The sequence below is a fragment of the Syntrophomonas sp. UBA1041 genome, from assembly GCF_002316705.1.
Classification (GTDB): Bacteria; Bacillota; Syntrophomonadia; order Syntrophomonadales; family Syntrophomonadaceae; genus DTU019.
This window is the reverse complement of record NZ_DCEA01000045.1, coordinates 3,388-21,041: the sequence shown is the minus strand read 5'-3', so window position 1 is coordinate 21,041 and position 17,654 is coordinate 3,388. Positions and strand designations below refer to the sequence as shown.

The 17,654-nt window shown below is 53.4% G+C and carries 20 protein-coding genes; 18 read left to right on the top strand and 2 right to left on the bottom strand.

Annotation, left to right across the window (positions count from 1 at the left end; translation table 11 throughout):
* On the bottom strand, positions 1 to 342 hold a 342-nt coding region (locus B2633_RS07180; protein WP_483169918.1), incomplete at its 3' end, for a hypothetical protein.
* Between the two features lie 72 nt (positions 343 to 414).
* On the opposite strand from B2633_RS07180, the gene infB reads away from it, so the two are divergent.
* The 16 genes from infB (at position 415) to B2633_RS07100 (ending at position 15,570) form a co-directional block, all read left to right on the top strand.
* Positions 415 to 2,169, top strand: a complete 1,755-nt coding sequence (gene infB / locus B2633_RS07175) for a translation initiation factor IF-2 (RefSeq protein WP_483169917.1) — start codon at positions 415 to 417, stop codon at positions 2,167 to 2,169.
* Positions 2,170 to 2,213: 44 nt separating this feature from the next.
* On the top strand, positions 2,214 to 2,585 hold the full coding sequence (rbfA, locus tag B2633_RS07170; protein WP_481040011.1) for a 30S ribosome-binding factor RbfA: 372 nt from the start codon (positions 2,214 to 2,216) through the stop codon (positions 2,583 to 2,585).
* Positions 2,582 to 3,544, top strand: coding sequence for a DHH family phosphoesterase (locus tag B2633_RS07165; protein WP_483169916.1), 963 nt, complete (start codon positions 2,582 to 2,584; stop codon positions 3,542 to 3,544). The genes rbfA and B2633_RS07165 overlap by 4 nt, the downstream gene beginning before the upstream one ends.
* Positions 3,545 to 3,559: 15 nt before the next feature.
* A complete protein-coding gene (truB, locus tag B2633_RS07160; RefSeq protein WP_483169915.1) occupies positions 3,560 to 4,441 on the top strand; it encodes a tRNA pseudouridine(55) synthase TruB in 882 nt (293 codons plus the stop codon).
* 25 nt (positions 4,442 to 4,466) lie between these two features.
* Positions 4,467 to 5,426 (top strand): bifunctional riboflavin kinase/FAD synthetase, encoded by a 960-nt coding sequence (locus B2633_RS07155; protein WP_483169914.1) that lies wholly within the window; start codon positions 4,467 to 4,469, stop codon positions 5,424 to 5,426.
* Positions 5,427 to 5,632: 206 nt separating this feature from the next.
* On the top strand, positions 5,633 to 5,902 hold the full coding sequence (gene rpsO / locus B2633_RS07150) for a 30S ribosomal protein S15 (RefSeq protein ID WP_481040003.1): 270 nt from the start codon (positions 5,633 to 5,635) through the stop codon (positions 5,900 to 5,902).
* Between the two features lie 60 nt (positions 5,903 to 5,962).
* Positions 5,963 to 8,071 (top strand): polyribonucleotide nucleotidyltransferase, encoded by a 2,109-nt coding sequence (locus tag B2633_RS07145; protein WP_483169919.1) that lies wholly within the window; start codon positions 5,963 to 5,965, stop codon positions 8,069 to 8,071.
* 160 nt (positions 8,072 to 8,231) lie between these two features.
* Positions 8,232 to 9,116: a VanW family protein gene (locus tag B2633_RS07140; protein ID WP_483169912.1), complete on the top strand. Its 885-nt coding sequence runs from the start codon at positions 8,232 to 8,234 to the stop codon at positions 9,114 to 9,116.
* Complete coding sequence (locus tag B2633_RS07135) at positions 9,113 to 9,838, top strand: polysaccharide deacetylase family protein (protein WP_481039999.1); 726 nt, start codon at positions 9,113 to 9,115, stop codon at positions 9,836 to 9,838. The genes B2633_RS07140 and B2633_RS07135 overlap by 4 nt, the downstream gene beginning before the upstream one ends.
* Positions 9,839 to 9,854: 16 nt before the next feature.
* Positions 9,855 to 11,018 (top strand): D-alanyl-D-alanine carboxypeptidase family protein, encoded by a 1,164-nt coding sequence (locus tag B2633_RS07130; protein ID WP_483169911.1) that lies wholly within the window; start codon positions 9,855 to 9,857, stop codon positions 11,016 to 11,018.
* Between the two features lie 19 nt (positions 11,019 to 11,037).
* The gene (locus tag B2633_RS07125) at positions 11,038 to 12,318 is read left to right on the top strand and encodes a M16 family metallopeptidase (RefSeq protein ID WP_483169910.1); all 1,281 of its coding nucleotides are present in this window, start codon (positions 11,038 to 11,040) and stop codon (positions 12,316 to 12,318) included.
* Positions 12,319 to 12,464: 146 nt separating this feature from the next.
* Complete coding sequence (gene dut, locus B2633_RS07120) at positions 12,465 to 12,902, top strand: dUTP diphosphatase (RefSeq protein WP_483169908.1); 438 nt, start codon at positions 12,465 to 12,467, stop codon at positions 12,900 to 12,902.
* Positions 12,903 to 12,914: 12 nt separating this feature from the next.
* Positions 12,915 to 13,184 (top strand): YlmC/YmxH family sporulation protein, encoded by a 270-nt coding sequence (locus B2633_RS07115; RefSeq protein ID WP_481039991.1) that lies wholly within the window; start codon positions 12,915 to 12,917, stop codon positions 13,182 to 13,184.
* Between the two features lie 100 nt (positions 13,185 to 13,284).
* Positions 13,285 to 13,518: a helix-turn-helix domain-containing protein gene (locus B2633_RS07110; RefSeq protein WP_481039989.1), complete on the top strand. Its 234-nt coding sequence runs from the start codon at positions 13,285 to 13,287 to the stop codon at positions 13,516 to 13,518.
* A 133-nt stretch (positions 13,519 to 13,651) separates the two neighbouring features.
* Positions 13,652 to 15,109, top strand: coding sequence for an IMP dehydrogenase (guaB, locus tag B2633_RS07105; RefSeq protein WP_483169906.1), 1,458 nt, complete (start codon positions 13,652 to 13,654; stop codon positions 15,107 to 15,109).
* On the top strand, positions 15,109 to 15,570 hold the full coding sequence (locus tag B2633_RS07100; protein WP_481039985.1) for an MgtC/SapB family protein: 462 nt from the start codon (positions 15,109 to 15,111) through the stop codon (positions 15,568 to 15,570). The genes guaB and B2633_RS07100 overlap by 1 nt, the downstream gene beginning before the upstream one ends.
* A gap of 107 nt (positions 15,571 to 15,677) precedes the next feature.
* Here the strand turns inward: B2633_RS07100 and B2633_RS07095 are convergent, their stop codons facing one another.
* The gene (locus B2633_RS07095) at positions 15,678 to 15,860 is read right to left on the bottom strand and encodes a small, acid-soluble spore protein, alpha/beta type (protein ID WP_481039983.1); all 183 of its coding nucleotides are present in this window, start codon (positions 15,858 to 15,860) and stop codon (positions 15,678 to 15,680) included.
* A 151-nt stretch (positions 15,861 to 16,011) separates the two neighbouring features.
* On the opposite strand from B2633_RS07095, the gene B2633_RS07090 reads away from it, so the two are divergent.
* Together B2633_RS07090 and B2633_RS07085 are read left to right on the top strand one after the other, a co-directional pair.
* On the top strand, positions 16,012 to 16,890 hold the full coding sequence (locus B2633_RS07090; protein ID WP_483169905.1) for a radical SAM protein: 879 nt from the start codon (positions 16,012 to 16,014) through the stop codon (positions 16,888 to 16,890).
* 99 nt (positions 16,891 to 16,989) lie between these two features.
* The gene (locus tag B2633_RS07085; protein ID WP_481039979.1) at positions 16,990 to 17,619 is read left to right on the top strand and encodes a DUF47 domain-containing protein; all 630 of its coding nucleotides are present in this window, start codon (positions 16,990 to 16,992) and stop codon (positions 17,617 to 17,619) included.
* Positions 17,620 to 17,654: the final 35 nt, after the last annotated feature.

Sequence of the window (17,654 nt, the reverse complement as noted above, 5' to 3'; positions counted from 1 at the left end):
CAGCAGCAAAGGCAGCCGCAAGGCGGCCGTCCCCAGCAGCAAGGGCAGCCTCAAAGCGGCCGCATGCCGTATCAAGGGCAGCCCCAGGGGGGAAGGCCCCAGCAGCAGGGCATCCGGACCCAGCCTCAGAACGGCCGCCCGCAGCAAAACCGGCCGCAGGCTGCGCCACAATTGAGAGATAAAGGCAACCAGCCCCGTCCGTCCGCTGCCCCATGGCCTAAAAAGCAACCTGTTGAAGCCGAAAAAGGGCAGCCGCGCGGGGCCAAACCCTCTGCGCCTTTTAAGCCAGGCCAGGCTCCTCCCAAAAAGACCGTTGACCGCGCTGCCAACCGGTTCGGGCAAAACCAGCCCAAAAGGGATTACAGCCGGCCGCAGAAAAAATCAAAGCATAAACGTAAAAAAGAGGAGGCCATATTGCCGCCGCCGGAAGTCATCACCATTGAAGCCCCCATCACGGTCAGGGAACTGGCGGAGCAGCTGCGGCGCAGTTCCGCGGACATCGTCAAGCGCTTGATGGAACTGGGGGTCATGGCTTCCATAAATCAGCCCATAGACTTCGAGACCGCCGAAATCCTGGCCAGTCTCTATGAAGTTAAGGTAGAGAAAGCATTATCTGAAGAAGAGAAGATACTGGAAGAGATCGTTGACAGCGAAGAAAGCCTGGTTATGCGCCCGCCGGTGGTCACCGTCATGGGGCATGTCGATCATGGCAAGACCTCGCTTCTGGATAAGATCCGCCATGCCGACGTAGTTTCCGGAGAAGCCGGAGGCATCACCCAGCACATCGGGGCTTATCAGGTTAAAGTGAACAACAACCGGGTAACCTTCATCGACACCCCCGGCCACGAGGCTTTTACCGCCATGCGCGCCCGGGGGGCCAACCTGACTGATATTGTAATCCTGGTGGTGGCCGCAGACGATGGAGTAATGCCGCAGACCGTGGAGGCTATCAATCATATCCGGGCGGCCGATGTACCCTTTCTGGTAGCCGTGAATAAGATCGACAAGCCCGGCTCCAATCCGGACCGGGTTATGCAGCAGCTGACCGAGTACAATATAGTCCCGGAAGAATGGGGCGGAGACACTATTTTTGTCCCCATCTCGGCTAAAACCGGCGAAGGCATCGACAATCTTCTGGAGATGGTTTTACTTGTGGCCGAGGTGAATGATATCAAATCCAACCCCGACCGGGCCGCAGAAGGGGTGGTCATCGAGAGCAAGCTGGATAAGGGCCGGGGGCCGGTGGCCACCGTGCTGGTGCAGAAAGGAACTTTGCGGATAGGTGATTATATATTGAGCGGCAGCAGTCTGTGCAAGGTCAGGGCCATGAACGACCACCGCGGCGCCCGGGTGGAAATGGCTTATCCTTCCATGCCGGTGGAGATCACGGGCTGGTCCGAACCGCCCGAAGCCGGGGGGAGAGTACAGGTCTGTGATGAAAAAGTTGCCAAAGAAGTAATCAGTCTGCGCCTCACCGAGAAGAAAATAGAAGAACAGCGCCAGAGCAGCCGGGTATCACTGGATGAATTCTTCAAGCATATCCAGGAACACGAGCTGAAAGAGCTGCGCCTGATCATAAAGGGCGATGTGCAGGGCTCAGTGGAGGCCCTGTCCCAATCGCTGTTGAGACTCAGCACCGATGAAGTCAAGGTTACGGTTCTGCACTCCGGGGTGGGGGCCATAACCGAAAGCGATGTCATGCTGGCCTCTACCTCGGACGCCATCATCATCGGCTTTAACGTCCGCCCCGACAGCAAAGCCCGCAAATATGCGGAGGATGAACAGATCGATGTTCGCCTGTACCGGGTGATCTACGAGGCCATCGACGAGGTGAAAAAGGCCATGGCCGGGCTTCTGGAACCGGAATACCGCGAGAAATTCCTGGGCCGGGCCGCAGTCAGGGCCACCTTCAAAGTACCCAATATCGGCACCATCGCCGGATGTTACGTCAACGAGGGCAAATTCCTGCGCAATGCGGAGATGCGGGTATTACGCGACGGGGTCATTATTTATGAGGGCAAGCTGTCCTCTTTGAAACGATTCAAAGACGATGTCAAAGAGGTGGCGGAAGGATATGAATGCGGTATGGGCATCAAGGACTTCAACGATATCAAAGAAGGGGATGTCATAGAGGCCTATACCATTGAAGAGATACCCCGCGAATTATAAAGAACAACGCAGCCGAAAGAGTTCTATTACAGGGGGATGTTGTTATGACCAAACGCCGTCAGGAAAGAATGTCAGTGGAAATTCAGCGCTTTCTGGCCCAAATTCTGATGGAACAGATCAAAGATCCCCGGGTGGACTTGTCGACAGTGTCGGTCACCCGGGTCGATGTCAGCCCGGATCTGGGACATGCCCGTATTCATATCAGCGTACTGGGCAATGAAGAAAAACAACAACAGACTATGAAGGTTCTGGAAAAGGCCAAAGGTTTTGTACGCACCGAATTGGCCAAGGGAATTCAGCTTCGTCATGCCCCGGAGCTGGAATTTCGCCTGGACAAATCCATCGAACACGGCATCAGGATTTCCTCATTGCTGGAGGAGATCAAACAGGATGAGGAAACCGGGAAGAAGCCATGAACCCATTAGAGGAAATTGCCGGGCAGCTGCTGCAATACGATCATTTGGTACTGGTCGGGCATGCCATTCCAGACGGAGACTGCATCGGCTCCATCCTGGGTTTGCAGTCAGCCCTGCAGACGCTGGGGAAAAAAGTGGAAATGATTCTTGAAAACCCGGTGCCGGTCATATATCACTATCTGCCCGATTGGGGCGGCATTAAGCCCCCGCTGCCCATAGACAGACCCGGGTTCGCCGCAGTATACCTGGATTGCTCGGACCAGTGCCGGGTGTCCGACGAGGTGCGTGAGGCCCTGCAGAAGGCGGCCGTAACCATCAATATCGACCATCATCCCGGCAATAGCCTGTTTGGCGATTACAACTATGTGAACCCGGAGGCGGCCGCCACTGCCGAGATCATATATGAGCTGCTGGCCATCATGCAAATCCCGGTTTCGGAGGATGTGGCCAATTGCCTTTACGCGGGTATTATCATGGATACAGGGCGGTTTTTGAACAGCAATACCACCAGCCTCACCATGAAAATCGCTTCAGAATTGCTTAAACGAGGGGCCAGTGTCGACCTGGCCCGCAACAACCTGTTCGAATCCAAGCCCCTCAGGGAGGTTTTACTTTTAAAACATGCCCTAAAGCATCTGTCCCTGAGTGAGGATGGGCGGATAGCCTGGATGTGCCTCACTTTAGACGAGGCGGAACAGGCCGACGCCCGGGATTATCATCCCGAGGGGATTATCAATTATACCCGTATGATCGCCGGGGTGGAAGTAGGCCTGTTGTTCAGAGAGGTGGAAACCGGCCGGGTAAAGGTCGGTTTTCGCTCCCGGGGCAGGGTGGATGTAGCCAGTCTGGCCCGCGAATTCGGCGGGGGAGGCCATCGGCTGGCTGCCGGGGCCAGTTTTGAGGGAAGCCTGGAATCGGTCATGTCCCAGGTCCTGGCCCGGATTAAGGATGTGTGCTGAGCGTTGCATGGCTTCTTGAACATCGACAAACCAGCCGGGTTAACCTCATTCGATGTGCTGCGGCGGATAAAAAAGGTCTTGCCTAAAAAAACCAGGATTGGGCATCTGGGTACACTTGATCCCATGGCTACCGGGGTATTACCGGTCGCCATCGGCAACGCCACCCGGGTTATCAGCTTAATCGAAAAAAGCCGCAAACGATATCAGGCCGGAATGTGTCTGGGTGGAACCTCTGATACTGAGGATGCCTGGGGGGAGATAACCCTCACCGGGCACAGTGATTTTGACCTCCAGGCCCTGCAGGAAATCCTGGCGGGGTTTAGCGGCGCCATAGACCAGGTGCCTCCCATGTATTCCGCACTTCATCATCAGGGCCGGCGTCTGTATGAATTGGCCAGAAAAGGTGAAGTAGTGGAGCGCCCGCCGCGGCAGGTCATTATCTACGGCATGACCCTGCTCTCCGTCAGCCAGCATCAAGGATTGCCACTCGTTAGCCTGGATGTGGTGTGTTCGCCCGGTACTTATATCCGCAGCCTGTGCCGCGATATCGGCGATAAATTAGGAACCGGGGCTTATTTGCAGGCTTTGCGGCGCATGGAGGACGGTTGCTTTAGTATCGCAGCGGCCTCGTCTTTAGACGATATTATTTCAGGGCCGGGAGATCTTTCCAGGATGTTGCTGCCCGTTGATTATCCCTTTCCAGACTGGCCGAATTATCAGCTGCAGAGTGAAGAAGAGGAAACCCTGTTCTGGCACGGCAGAAGCTTTGCGGTCAGCGGCGGGGAAGCCGCTCCGCTGGTAATCATCCATAACCGCCAGGGCCTGATGGCTGGCATTGGACGCCTGAAAGCCTCGCCGGCAGGACCCTGCTTAATACCTTGCAAAGTATTTCATTGATACTATGACCGGAGGGAACCGAGTAATGCAGATTGTAAGAGAGATTGAAAATTTTCGCAGTGATGGAAAACCGTTGTATCTGGCTTTAGGCAATTTTGACGGCCTGCATCGCGGCCATCAGCAATTGATGAATGATGTTGTCAAAATGGCTAAAACCAACCACGGTGTGGCTGCTGCCTTTATTTTTGATCCTCATCCCATGAAGGTGTTGTTTCCTCAGAAAGACTTGAAACTCCTGGTCACCCCGAAGATAAAATCAGAATTATTGGCAGGACTGGGCTTAGACCTGTTGATCTACAACTCTTTCTTCACAGAGATGGCCCGCTTGAGCCCCGAAGCATTCGTCAAAGGCATTCTGGTTGATCGACTGGCGGTAAAGGCGGTGTTTGTAGGTTTTAACTATTCTTTCGGTTTTAAAGGAGCGGGGACCCCGGATATGCTTCAGGATTTTGGAAAGCGTTATGGTTTTGCCACCTACATCATTCCCCCGGTTAAATATCAGGGCGAGGTTATCTCCAGCACCCTGATCCGCCGGGCCATTGAGTCCGGGGACATAGAACTGGCCGGAGAGATGCTGGGTTACCTGCCCATGGTGGAAGGCCGGGTCATTGAGGGAGAAAAAAGGGGACGCCAAATCGGCTTTCCCACTGCCAATCTGGGGGTCGATTCCGACCTGGTTATCCCCGGCAAAGGCGTATATGCGGCCTGGGCCCGTACCGGGGAGAAGACCGTTAAAGCGGTGGTGAACATCGGCAGCAAACCCACCTTTCATCCAGACTATCCGGTAGTTATAGAGGCCCACCTCCTCGATTATGAGGGCGACCTCTACGGGAGTCTACTGAGGCTCCACTTTGTCAAAAAACTGCGCAATGAGCAAAAGTTTAACAGCATCGAGGCGCTGGCAGAGCAAATCGGGTTGGACCGCGACCGGGCCGCCGAGAGCCTCACCGTCTTCGATCAATACAGTCGTGCGTTTACATTTTGAATCTGCTGTGCTACAATTTACCTTGGCCAATGGCCAAAAGGTATAATAGCTAAGTCCCGCTGGAATAATCAATAATGAGGCTAATAGGTGTTTGCCTGGAGGCGGACAATCAGCTTTACAACGGGACGGAACCATAGACTAGGGTTGCGAGTCACCGACGCTGCGCTTGGTTTATGGCGATTAAGGGCAAAAGGAGGTGAAACAACTTGTCATTATCACCGGAAAGAAAACAGGAACTGATCAAAACCTTTCAGGTTCATGAAAGCGATACCGGCTCCCCCGAGGTACAGATTGCCATCTTAACGGAACGCATCAACTACTTGAACGAACATCTAAAAGCCAATAAAAAAGACTTCCACTCCCGGCGCGGGCTGCTCAAAATGGTCGGGCAGAGGCGGTCTTTATTGGATTATCTGAAGAACAAGAACTTTGACCGGTATCGCGCCATCGTTACCCGGTTGGGTTTACGCAGATAAAGAGCGGCATGCCGCTCTTTCACTTTATATGCTTGGCATATTAGAAAGGAGGAAAAGAAAATCGTCAATCGATATACAACAGAAATAGCAGGTCGATCCCTGGTGGTTGAAATCGGGCAGGTAGCCAAACAGGCCAATGGCGCAGCTCTGGTGAGGTACGGTGACACGGTTGTACTGGTTACCGCCACGGTCTCCAAAGAGCCCCGGGAAGGCATTGATTTTTTCCCGCTTACGGTAGATTACGAAGAAAAACAGTATGCCGCCGGTAAGATTCCGGGTGGCTTTATAAAACGTGAAGGCAGAGCTACCGAACTGGCCACGCTTTCGGCACGCCAGATCGACCGCCCCATTCGCCCTTTGTTCCCCAAAGGGTATAAAAATGACATTCATGTGGTAGCCACTGTCCTGTCGGTGGACAAGGATAATACCCCTGATGTCACCGCTATCATCGGGGCATCTTTGGCTTTAGGCGTCTCCAATATCCCCTTCAATGGCCCCCTGGCTGCAGTTATCGTAGGGCTGGTGGACGGACAGCTGGTGATCAACCCCACGGTTGAGCAGTCCCGCAATACTGACCTGCACATGGCAGTGGCCGGAACCAAAGAAGCCATCATGATGGTGGAGGGCAGCGCCAACGAAGTGCCTGAACAGACCATGATCGACGCCATCTTCTTCGCTCACGAAGAAATCAAAAAGATCGTGGCCTTCCAGGAGCCGATCATAGCCGCACTGGAGCAGCCCAAAATGGAGGTAGTCCTGCCTCAGGTGGATGAAGAGATGGACGCCGCAGTGAGGGCTTATGCTTATGACATTCTCAATCAAGCGGTGCGCAATCCCGATAAAAAAGCCCGCGAAGCTGATATGGACAAGGCCCATGACAGCATCCTCGAGCATTTTGCCGAGATTTACCCGGAACAGCTCAAACAAGTGGGCTCCCTGGTCGACGCCATGATGAAAGAAATCGTGCGCAAAATGGCCCTGGAGGACGGCGAACGTGTCGACGGCCGTAAATTGAATGAAATCAGACCGGTCAGCTGTGAGGTGGGCTTCCTGCCCAGACCGCATGGCTCCGGCTTGTTCACCCGGGGGCAGACTCAGGTACTGTCGGTAGCCACCCTGGGCGGCATGAGTGAAGAACAGCGCCTGGACGGATTGGGCATAGAAGAGACCAAGCGCTACATCCATCATTATAACTTCCCGCCCTTCAGTGTGGGAGAGGTCAGGCCGATGCGCGGCCCGGGCCGCAGAGAAATCGGGCACGGCGCCCTGGCGGAACGGGCTTTGCTGGCGGTAATACCGTCTGAGCCGGATTTTCCCTACACCATTCGCGTGGTATCCGAGGTTCTGGAATCGAACGGCTCCAGCTCCATGGGCAGCGTGTGCGGCAGCACCCTGGCTCTGATGCACGCCGGGGTACCCATCAAACGGCCGGTATCAGGCATCGCCATGGGCTTGGTCAAGGTAGAGGATCGTTTCGCCATCCTCAGTGATATTCAGGGGATTGAGGATGCCCTGGGAGACATGGACTTCAAATTGGCCGGCACCGAAGTCGGGGTTACCGCGCTGCAGATGGATATCAAGATCGGCGGGGTGAGCCGCCAGGTGGTGGAATCCGCTATGGCACAGGCCAAAGAAGGCCGCATGTTCATAATGGGCAAGATGCTGGAGGCCATTTCCGAACCTAATAAGGAACTGTCCCCCTATGCCCCGCGCCTGACCAAGATGATGATCCCCACCGATAAGATCCGGGAGGTGATCGGCCCCGGCGGCAAAGTCATCCACAAAATAGTTGATGAAACCGGCTGCAAGATCGACATTGAAGACGACGGCACCTTATACATCATGGCCACCGACGGTGAAGCCGCCCAAAAGGCCAAAGCCCTGATCGAGTCCATCATCGCTGAGGTCGAAGTAGGCAAGACCTATATGGGCACCGTCAAGCGCATCATGGATTTCGGCGCTTTTGTGGAGATTATTCCCGGAGTTCTGGGCAGCCAGGGCAAAGAAGGCCTGGTGCACATCTCGCAGTTAGCCGAAGAGCGGGTCAACAAGGTGAAAGATGTGGTCGATATCGGCGATCAGATCCTGGTCAAAGTGACCGAAATCGATAAACAAGGCCGGGTCAACCTCTCCCGCAAAGCGGTGTTGAAGAGTGCGGCCAAGAACTGAGTAAAATAAAAAACACGCTACTCAAGTAAACCGAGAAATTCTCGGTTTATTTGCATTTTCTGCAGAGATTGTTTTCTAACCGCGCTGACAGGCTTAATATCACCGGGCCGATCTGGGGCATATACTTGATGGGCATAGCCGCCGGCCCAAGCGAATATGTATGGTAAGAGGACTCCGGGAGAAGGTGGTAGCGGTTGTAAAGAAATATCTTGGTTTTCTCAAAAGAAATGCCAAATCACTGGTGTTAATGGCCTTTTTTATCAGTTTTTCCTCCCTGGCTGTGTGGTTAGACGATTTAGAGCGGGATATAAACGGGGTCAAGCCCGGAGTTACCATGGGCGGCCAGCAAGTGGAGAGGCTGTTGCCGGCCGAAGTGCATCAGGTGGTGATGGAGCTGGCCATGCAGTATCACAGCTATCCGCTTGAACCCCGCATCGATAAAGCCACCGGCAAAATCATCGCTGAACAATCCGGCAATCTACTCGACGTAGTCAACTGCCAGCAGTTGATTATGAAGGCGCCGCCGGGGGCGCAGCTAGAGCTGCCCCTGCTGCCGATCAGCCCTAAACACAGCAGCCTGGAACTGGCTGCGATCTCTCAGGCAGTGGGTCATTATGAAACCTGGGTGAGCGGCAGCGTTCACCGCCATAATAATATAGCACTGGCTGCCCGGGGCATCAGCAATGTCTTGCTATGGCCGGGAGAACATTTTTCATTCAATGAGGTGGTAGGGCCTCGCTCTCCGGAGCGAGGCTACATGCCGGCCCCTATCCTGCTGAACGGAGGCCGGGGCATGGACTTTGGGGGCGGGGTATGCCAGGTAGCCAGTACCCTCTATAACGCCGCCTTAGACGCCGGTCTGAAAATTGAGGAGCGTCACGCCCACAGTAAAGCGGTGCGCTATGTTCCGGAGGGGCGTGATGCCACCGTATCCTATCCCGACTTGGACCTGTGTTTCATAAATAATAAGGATGGGCCGGTGATCATCAAAGCTGGATTGGGCGGCAGTCACTTATGGGTTAAAATCATGGGGAGGTCTAAATGAGAATATTTTATTTTTCCTGGAAAAGGTTGGGCATCATAGTGGGGTTGGTTTTTGTCCTGGGCATAAGCTCATTTCTTGCCGCCTCGGATGGGGGAGGCGAGATGGCCGCCAGCGGCAGCGGCGCTATCTATCAGGGCTCAACCGGGAGCAAGGCGGTGGCTGTCACCGTCAATGTAGACTGGGGGGGAGAATACATACCGGCTATGCTGGAAGCCTTGCAGAAAAGCAACGCCCGGGCCACCTTTTTTGTAACCGGGAGCTGGGCGGAGAACAATCCTGAACTGATGAAAACCATAGCGGCGGCCGATCACAGCATACAAAACCACGGCTACAAGCATGTTCACTTCAACAGCCTCAAGGCGGCCCAGGTACAGGAGCAGATCAAACAGGCTGAAGATGTCATCTTCGCGGCCACCGGCAAGAAAAGCCAGTTCTTTGCACCTCCTTATGGGGAAAAAAACCCCTCCCTGGTTGCAGCGGTGAACGCCGCGGGCTACCAGTATATCATGTGGAGCGTGGACACCATCGACTGGCAGAAGCCGGCTCCGCAGGTCATCGTTGAGCGGGTCATGAAAAAGGTCCATAATGACGCCATTATCCTCATGCATCCCACCGAACCCACCGTTAAAGCACTGCCTGAGATCCTGGCCGGCCTGAACCAGCAGGGCTATAAAATGATGACCATTGAGGAGCTGCTGGCTTCTCCCGAACAGCAGCCATAACATGGGTGGGAACAGAATGAGAAGAAGCTGCATAATAATAATGATTACGGCGCTGGCAGCCATGATACTGGCCGGTCTGTGCCAACCGGAGCCGGCCCTGGCAGCCCCGGCCACCACCTCAAAATACGTCTGTCTCCTGGACTCTGCCAGCGGCCAGGTTCTGTACGGGCGCAACATGGATGAGAAACGCCAGGTGGCCAGCACCACCAAGATGATGACCGCCATTCTGGCGGTGGAATACGCCGGGCTCAACGAAACCGCGGTGGTGAGCCAGCATGCGGATAAAACCCTGGAATACACTATCGGTTTGAGAGCAGGCGCCACACTGACTGTGGAAGAGCTGTTGAAGGCGGCCCTCTTGCGTTCCGCCAATGATGCCGCAGTCGTCCTGGCTGAACATGTGGCCGGCGACGAAATGCTGTTTGCCCACCTGATGTCAGTAAAAGCCTTTGCCATCGGAGCGGTTCACACCCGCTATGAAAACGCTTCCGGACTTCCTGGCAACAAGCAGCACAGTACGGCTTACGATCAGGCGGTTATCGGACGCTACCTGATGACCGACCCCGTCCTGAAACCCCTGGTAGGCAGCAAACAGGGCTATTTTAAGCACCCTGACTACCGGGAAGCCCTGTTGCTCAATAATACCAACACGCTGCTCTCCAGCTATGCCGGAGCAGACGGCATCAAAACCGGCACCACCAACGCCGCCGGCAAGTGTTTGGTAGCCTCGGCCACCCGGCAGGAGCGCCAGCTGATCGCGGTGGCCTTGAATTCTTATGACCGCAGCGGGGATTGCAAACGTCTTCTGGACTACGGCTTCAATCATACCGGCCCGGTTCTGGTGGTAGACAAAGCCGAGCCTTTTAAAGAACTAGCCCTGGAAGGCGGCCGGGAGAACAGCGTCCCGGTTTATCCCGACCGCGATATTTACCTGTGGCTGGGGGACTCCCAGCTTAATGTTGAAAAAAGGGTATTATTGAACTATGATATAAAGGCACCTGTGGCAAAAAATCAAAATTTGGGAACGCTAAAGGTATATGTGGAGGGCAAGCCTATGGCTGAAGCCAATCTGCGGACCGAGGCCGAATACAGGCAGAGACCAGGTTGGGCGGTCCGCATGCTCAACGGGCTGGCCCGGCGCTGGGGTATTTTTCCCGGCTCGGTTGAAAACGACCCATAAATTAGCTGGAGGTATAGGCGTGATTAATAGTTGTAGGCTTGATAATGGCTGTTTTTTAGTCACCGAAGAAATTCCCTATGTCCGCTCAGTTGCCATTGGCATATATATACGGGTGGGATCCCGGCATGAACCCGAGCATATGAAGGGAGCCGCTCATTTTATCGAACACATGCTGTTTAAAGGCACTGAGAGCCGGTCAGCCCGTGATATTGCCGAGAGTTTCGAAAGCATCGGGGGGCAGCTCAACGCCTTCACCGCCAAAGAATACACCTGTTTGTACGCCCGTACCCTGGACGAGCATCTTCCCATGGCCATGGATATACTTTTTGATATGCTTTTTAAGGCCAAATTCGCCTCCCGTGACTTTGAAAACGAGAAGAATGTCATCATTGAAGAGATCCACATGTATGAAGACACTCCCGACGACCTCATACACGATGTTTTCTCGCGCCGCATGTGGTCCGAACACCCCCTGGGTTCCCCCATTCTAGGCACCAAGGATTCGGTCTCCGCTTTTGACCACAAGAATATCTGCGATTTCTACCAGGATCACTATCAGCCCGGCAACATGGTGATTGCGGTGGCCGGCAACATCAACGCCCAGCAGGTTAAAGACGCCGTTTGCCAGCACCTTGACGAACAGCCCTCTTCAGGGTTTAATATGAACCATGCCGCCCCGCAGTCCTATCATTGTTTTACCAATCTGGTGGACAAAGCCACCGAACAGGTGCAGATCTGTATCGGAGTGCCGGGAATCACCTATTTCGACGAGAGACGGCATGCCTTAAACATCATGAATAACATATTCGGAGGAGGCATGAGTTCCAGGCTGTTCCAATCCCTGCGCGAAGAGCTGGGATTGGCCTATTCAGTCTACTCATATCCCGCCTCCTATTCAGATAGCGGGGCCTATTCCATATATATCGGCACTGGCCCCGGCCGGATAGACACCTGCTTCGAGGCCCTGTACCGTGAGATCAGGAGCTTTTTGCAGCAGGGCATCACCGTACTGGAACTGGAAAGAACCCAGCAGCTGATCAAATCCAGCATGTATTTAGGACTGGAGAATGTGATGAACCGCATGAGCCGGCTGGGCAAATCGATAATCATGTACGGAGAGGTGCATCCCCCGGAAGAGATCATGTCCAGGATACTGGCGGTCAATGCCGATATGGTGCATGAACTGGCCCAAACCCTCCTGGACAGAGAGCCTTTTTCACTGGCGGCCATTGCACCCCAGGAGACCCTTAACCAGGTGGAGAAAGCTTTTGACGAGCACTGGATAACTTGCAAGAGATAAGGGATAAGAATGCCCCGGGCCCGGTTGTATGGCGGCAAGGCCCCGACCGCCCTGGCAAAGCGTAATGATGCCCCCGCCCTGGGCGATTTTCGTCATCGGCCCTGAATCACTTGCCGATAAGCCGATTTGGAGAGGAGAATTTATCTGTGGAGGTATTGATCAAACGCCTGCATTCTTATGACCTGCCCTGGCCGCAGTACATGACTCCGGGTTCTTCGGGGGTTGATCTTCATGCCGCCAACCAGGAGCCGGAGAGCATTGCTCCCGGCAGGGTCAAACTGATTCCCACCGGTATTGCCGTAGCCATCCCCGAAGGCTATGAAGCCCAAATCAGGCCGCGCAGCGGACTGGCCTTAAAGCATGGCATCACCTTGCTGAACACCCCGGGAACCATCGACGCCGATTATCGCGGGGAAATCATGCTAATCGTCATAAACCTGGGGGACAAAGAGTATATTGTGAAAAGAGGGGACCGGATCGCCCAAATGATTTTTACCAAAGTGGAAAGACCACAGCTGGTGATAAGCGAGAGTTTGGACGAGACCAAACGCGGAGCGGGAGGATTTGGGCATACCGGCCTGTAGGAGGGCTGATGAATGCGTTTAAATGAATTGGTGGGCAAAGAAATGGTCAATATCTATGACGGCATGAGAATGGGCACCGTTGGCGATTCGGATATGCTCATCGACGAGGAGAACGGCCGCATTATTTCTATCATCCTCCCCAACCGGGGCAATGCCTTTACTTTCTGGGCCGACAGGCAAAAGCTGGTGATCCCCTGGGAGGCTATAAAGAAGGTGGGCCGGGAGGTTATAGTAGTGGAACTGGATCACACCCATATGCGATTGAAGAACAGCTCTATGTAAACCGGCTTAAAACGGGGCTTACCGCTCTAGAAGGGCGGCAGCCCCTTTTTTTATGGTCCTGCAGTGATTCGGGCATGCTAGTGAAAAAGGGGGTTGATCGATGAAAGAATCCGACATTCAACAGGGTTCCTTCCCGCCCTGGAGCAGAATACCGTCACTGCAGGATATGTGCCGTGAGGCGGGGATCGGCCATGACCAGCTCATCGAGGCCATTGCTCAGGGCCTCGGCACTGAGGAGGCCGCGCAGCGGATGAAGGTCAAAAAGGAAACTATGGAATCTCTTTATGAGCATTTTTACCGCTATGGCATCAGTTCGGTACAAGGCGGCGACTAAGTTTTTAATTCGGGGCCGGGTTGGGAATTCAACCCGGCTAAAGACTTTTTACATAACCTTAACAGCCGCATGCCTTGAAAATTCCCGGCGAATAGGATAATATATGTTAAATTTTATGAGGAGGCCGCACAACATGACCGATAAGTTTGCTAAAGAGGGTCTCACTTTTGACGATGTGTTACTAATACCCGGGCGCTCTGAGGTATTACCTAATAAGGTTGACGTTTCTACTCGGCTGACCAAAAGGATTCGCCTGGAGATTCCCATCATGAGCGCCGGGATGGACACTGTCACCGAATCGCGCATGGCTATAGCGGTAGCCCGCGAGGGAGGCATTGGCATCATTCACAAAAACATGAGCATCGAAGCCCAGGCCAAGATGGTTGACCGGGTGAAGCGCTCCGAACACGGCGTCATAACCGACCCTTTCTTTTTATCACCTACGGATAAGATCAGGGATGCCCTGGACATCATGGAACACTATCACATTTCCGGGGTGCCGGTTACTGAGGGCCCCCGCCTGGTGGGGATCATAACCAACCGCGACATTCGCTTTGAAACCGATTTTGACCGTTTGATAGGCGACGCCATGACCAGCGAAAGGCTGGTGACGGCTCCGGTAGGAACCACCATGGAAGGGGCCCTGGAGATCCTGCGCAAATACAAAATCGAGAAGCTGCCCCTGGTGGATGAGGACTTCAACCTCAAAGGCCTGATCACCATCAAGGATATCGAAAAAGCCTATAAATACCCCAATTCAGCCAAAGATAGCCGGGGCCGGCTCCTGGTGGGGGCTGCGGTAGGCATAACCGCCGACACCCTGCAGCGGGTCGAAGCATTAAAGCACGCCGGGGCGGACGTGGTGGTAGTGGATACGGCGCATGGCCATTCCATGGATGTGGTAAGAATGGTCGAAACCATCAAAAACAATTATCCCGACCTGGACTTGATTGCCGGTAATGTGGCCACTGCAGAGGCCACCGAGGATCTGATAAAAGCCGGGGCCGATGCCATCAAGGTGGGAATGGGGCCAGGCTCCATCTGCACCACCAGGGTTATAGCCGGCATCGGAGTGCCGCAGATTACCGCCATTGCCGATTGTTCTGCAGTAGCGGGCCGTTATGATACACCCATTATCGCTGATGGGGGAGTTAAATTCTCCGGGGATATTGCCAAAGCCATCGCGGCCGGCGCAGATGTAGTCATGCTGGGGAATCTCTTCGCCGGAACTGATGAAAGCCCTGGCGATACCGTTATATTACAGGGCCGCAGCTATAAAATCTACCGGGGTATGGGTTCTCTGGGGGCAATGTGTGAAGGCAGCAGTGACCGCTACTTCCAGGAAGGCCAGCAGAAACTGGTTCCGGAGGGCATTGAGGGACGGGTGCCTTACCGCGGCTATGTATCCGACACCATCTTCCAACTGGTGGGAGGCCTTCGTGCCAGTATGGGCTACTGCGGGGTGGCCAATCTATATGATATGAAAGCCAAAACCCGGTTTATCCGCATTACCAATGCAGGCCTGGTGGAAAGTCATCCCCACGATATAGCCATAAGTAAGGAAGCCCCCAATTACCAGGTAATCGTATAATGTTAATAATGGCGGTGGTCAGAATTGCCGCTGCCGGTTTGTTAGGCATCATTATAGGCAAGGCTTCCAGGTCGGATCCGGGGGCGCGCCTGTTTGCCCTGGTGGCTATGGGAAGCGCCCTCATGTCGGTGGTATCCACCGAGTTTTTCAAATTGTTTGTCCTCCCCGGAAATGTGGATCCCGGCCGTTTGGCCGCACAGGTTATTTCTGCCCTGGGCTTCATCGGCAGCGGTTTGATCTGGTTGGGGGATAACAAAGAGGTGCGCGGCACCGGCGCGGCCGCCGGCCTGTGGTTGACCGCCATCCTGGGAATGCTTTTAGGAGCAGGGCTGACTACGGTCACAGCAGGTGCGGCCATTTTTACGGTATTGGTTCTGGTCTTCGGCAATCTCATCAATGTCGATAAAATCCTGGGCCCCAAAACCGAAAACATCTATGTGAAAGAGAAGGAAGATGAGTAATGGCAGGGAAGGTGACGAAAAGGGCCGTTCCCAATTGTCATTTCCAGCTGCGTCAGGCCAAATAAAAACGGGGGTTGTCCCCCCGTGAATGCGAGTCTGCGTCGGTGTTAGTAGCTGTGCTGGCTGGCAATGTTACGCTCCGCTATTTCGATCGCTTTGGCCACGATATTCCCACAGTTTCGGGAGCTGACCGCTCCCCAGCCCTCGCTTGAGACAATATCGGCTACACCCAATTCCTTGGCAATTTCATATTTGAGGCGGTCCGACATTATGCTTCTTTTACGACTCACAACTCAACCTCCTTTTTTAAAAACTCGCATCCATTATATTTTTTGAAAATGGGCGGAGAATATAGCCGGTATTAATACGGTAAAATGTAAGGACTTCACAAATGATTAATTTAGAATAAACTAATAAGTATATTGAGCGGAGGTTTAAAAAATGAGATACGAAGGCGATATATATAGGCCACCCAGTGAAGCTAACAGTTATATACTGCAATGCACGGTCGGTTGCAGCCATAATAAATGCACCTTCTGCGGAATGTATAAAGGCAAGAAGTACCGGGTGAGGGATATAAAGGAAATAATAGCCGATATTCGCATGGCCAAATTGTATTTTCAACAGGTAGAAAAGGTATTTTTGGCCGATGGCGATGCCCTGGCCATGGATACCCCGGACCTGATCACCATCCTGGATGAATTACACCGGCACTTCCCTGAGTTAAGGCATGTAGGCATTTACACCAGTCCGGACAGCATTCTCAAGAAAACGCCGCAGGATTTGAAGACCCTGAGCGAGCACGGCCTCAACATGGCCTATCTGGGAGTGGAGACCGGTGATAAAGAACTATTGAAGTCGATATGCAAAGGGGTTACCTACGAGGAGATGGTGGAAGCGGGCCGAAAAGTCCGGGAAGCCGGGATACCGCTGTCGGTTACTCTGGTTCTGGGATTGGCCGGGCGCACCCCCCAAGCAGTGGACCATGCCATAAAAAGCGCCCAGATTTGCAATGAGATCAACCCCGATTATATCGCGGCCCTCACCATAATGCCGGTTCAAGGCACGGTGCTATATAAACAGATTCAGCAGGGCAAATTTGAGGTGCCGCAGCCCTTTGAGATCCTGGAGGAACTGCGTCTCATCATCGAAAATCTGGAGGTCACCGATTGCGAATTCCGCAGCAATCATGCCTCCAATTATCTGGCGATCAAAGGGCGTTTGCCGGAGGATAAACAGAAAATCCTGCGCTTGATCGATGAAGTTATCAAGCGCCATAATTCAGAATATTTACGCCCGGAATATATGCGCAGACTGTAATAATAAACCGTGCGTTATGTATACTTGGTGCAGATGTTCCAATTTATGTTATAATTCTTGAATATATAGAGTCCCGGGATTCAAGTAGGGGGATTGGTTATGCGGCTTTTTGGCAGAAAAGATGAAGAACTATTTATGCTATTCAACGAAAGCGCCCGGGTGGTGGTAAGAGGCGGCGCCATCCTGGAAGAGGTTGTAAACAATTATGCCGATCTGGACATAAAAATGGCCAAATTGACCGCCCTGGAGCATGAAGGCGACCGCATTATAGAAGACCTGGTAAGACATTTGAACACCAGCTTTATCCTGCCTTTTGACAAAGAGGACGCTTTTCAGTTGTCGCAAAAGCTGTCCACCACTATGGATTATATCACCGGGATCATAGACCGGATGATTCTGTATAAAGCCGGTGAACCGGATGAGCGGGTCAAGGAAATGGTGCGGGTCTTAACCGAATCCCTGCACCTGCAGCAGGACGCGTTTGGCATGCTGGATAAAGTGGAACGCAATAAAAAAGAAATCTTGAGCATCTGCGATGAGATTTCCAAATTGGAGAGAAAACAGGACTCACTGTATCGCACCGGCGTGGCTTCGCTGTTTGAGAACCATGAAGACGACCCGATTTCGATTATCAAATGGAGAGAAGTATACGAGCACATCGAAATGGCCCAGGACTACACTCAGGATGTAGCCGAACTCTTGACCAACATATGCGTTAAATATTCATAGAGATGTTGACAAAAAGGCGCGGGGCCGGTTCTTTT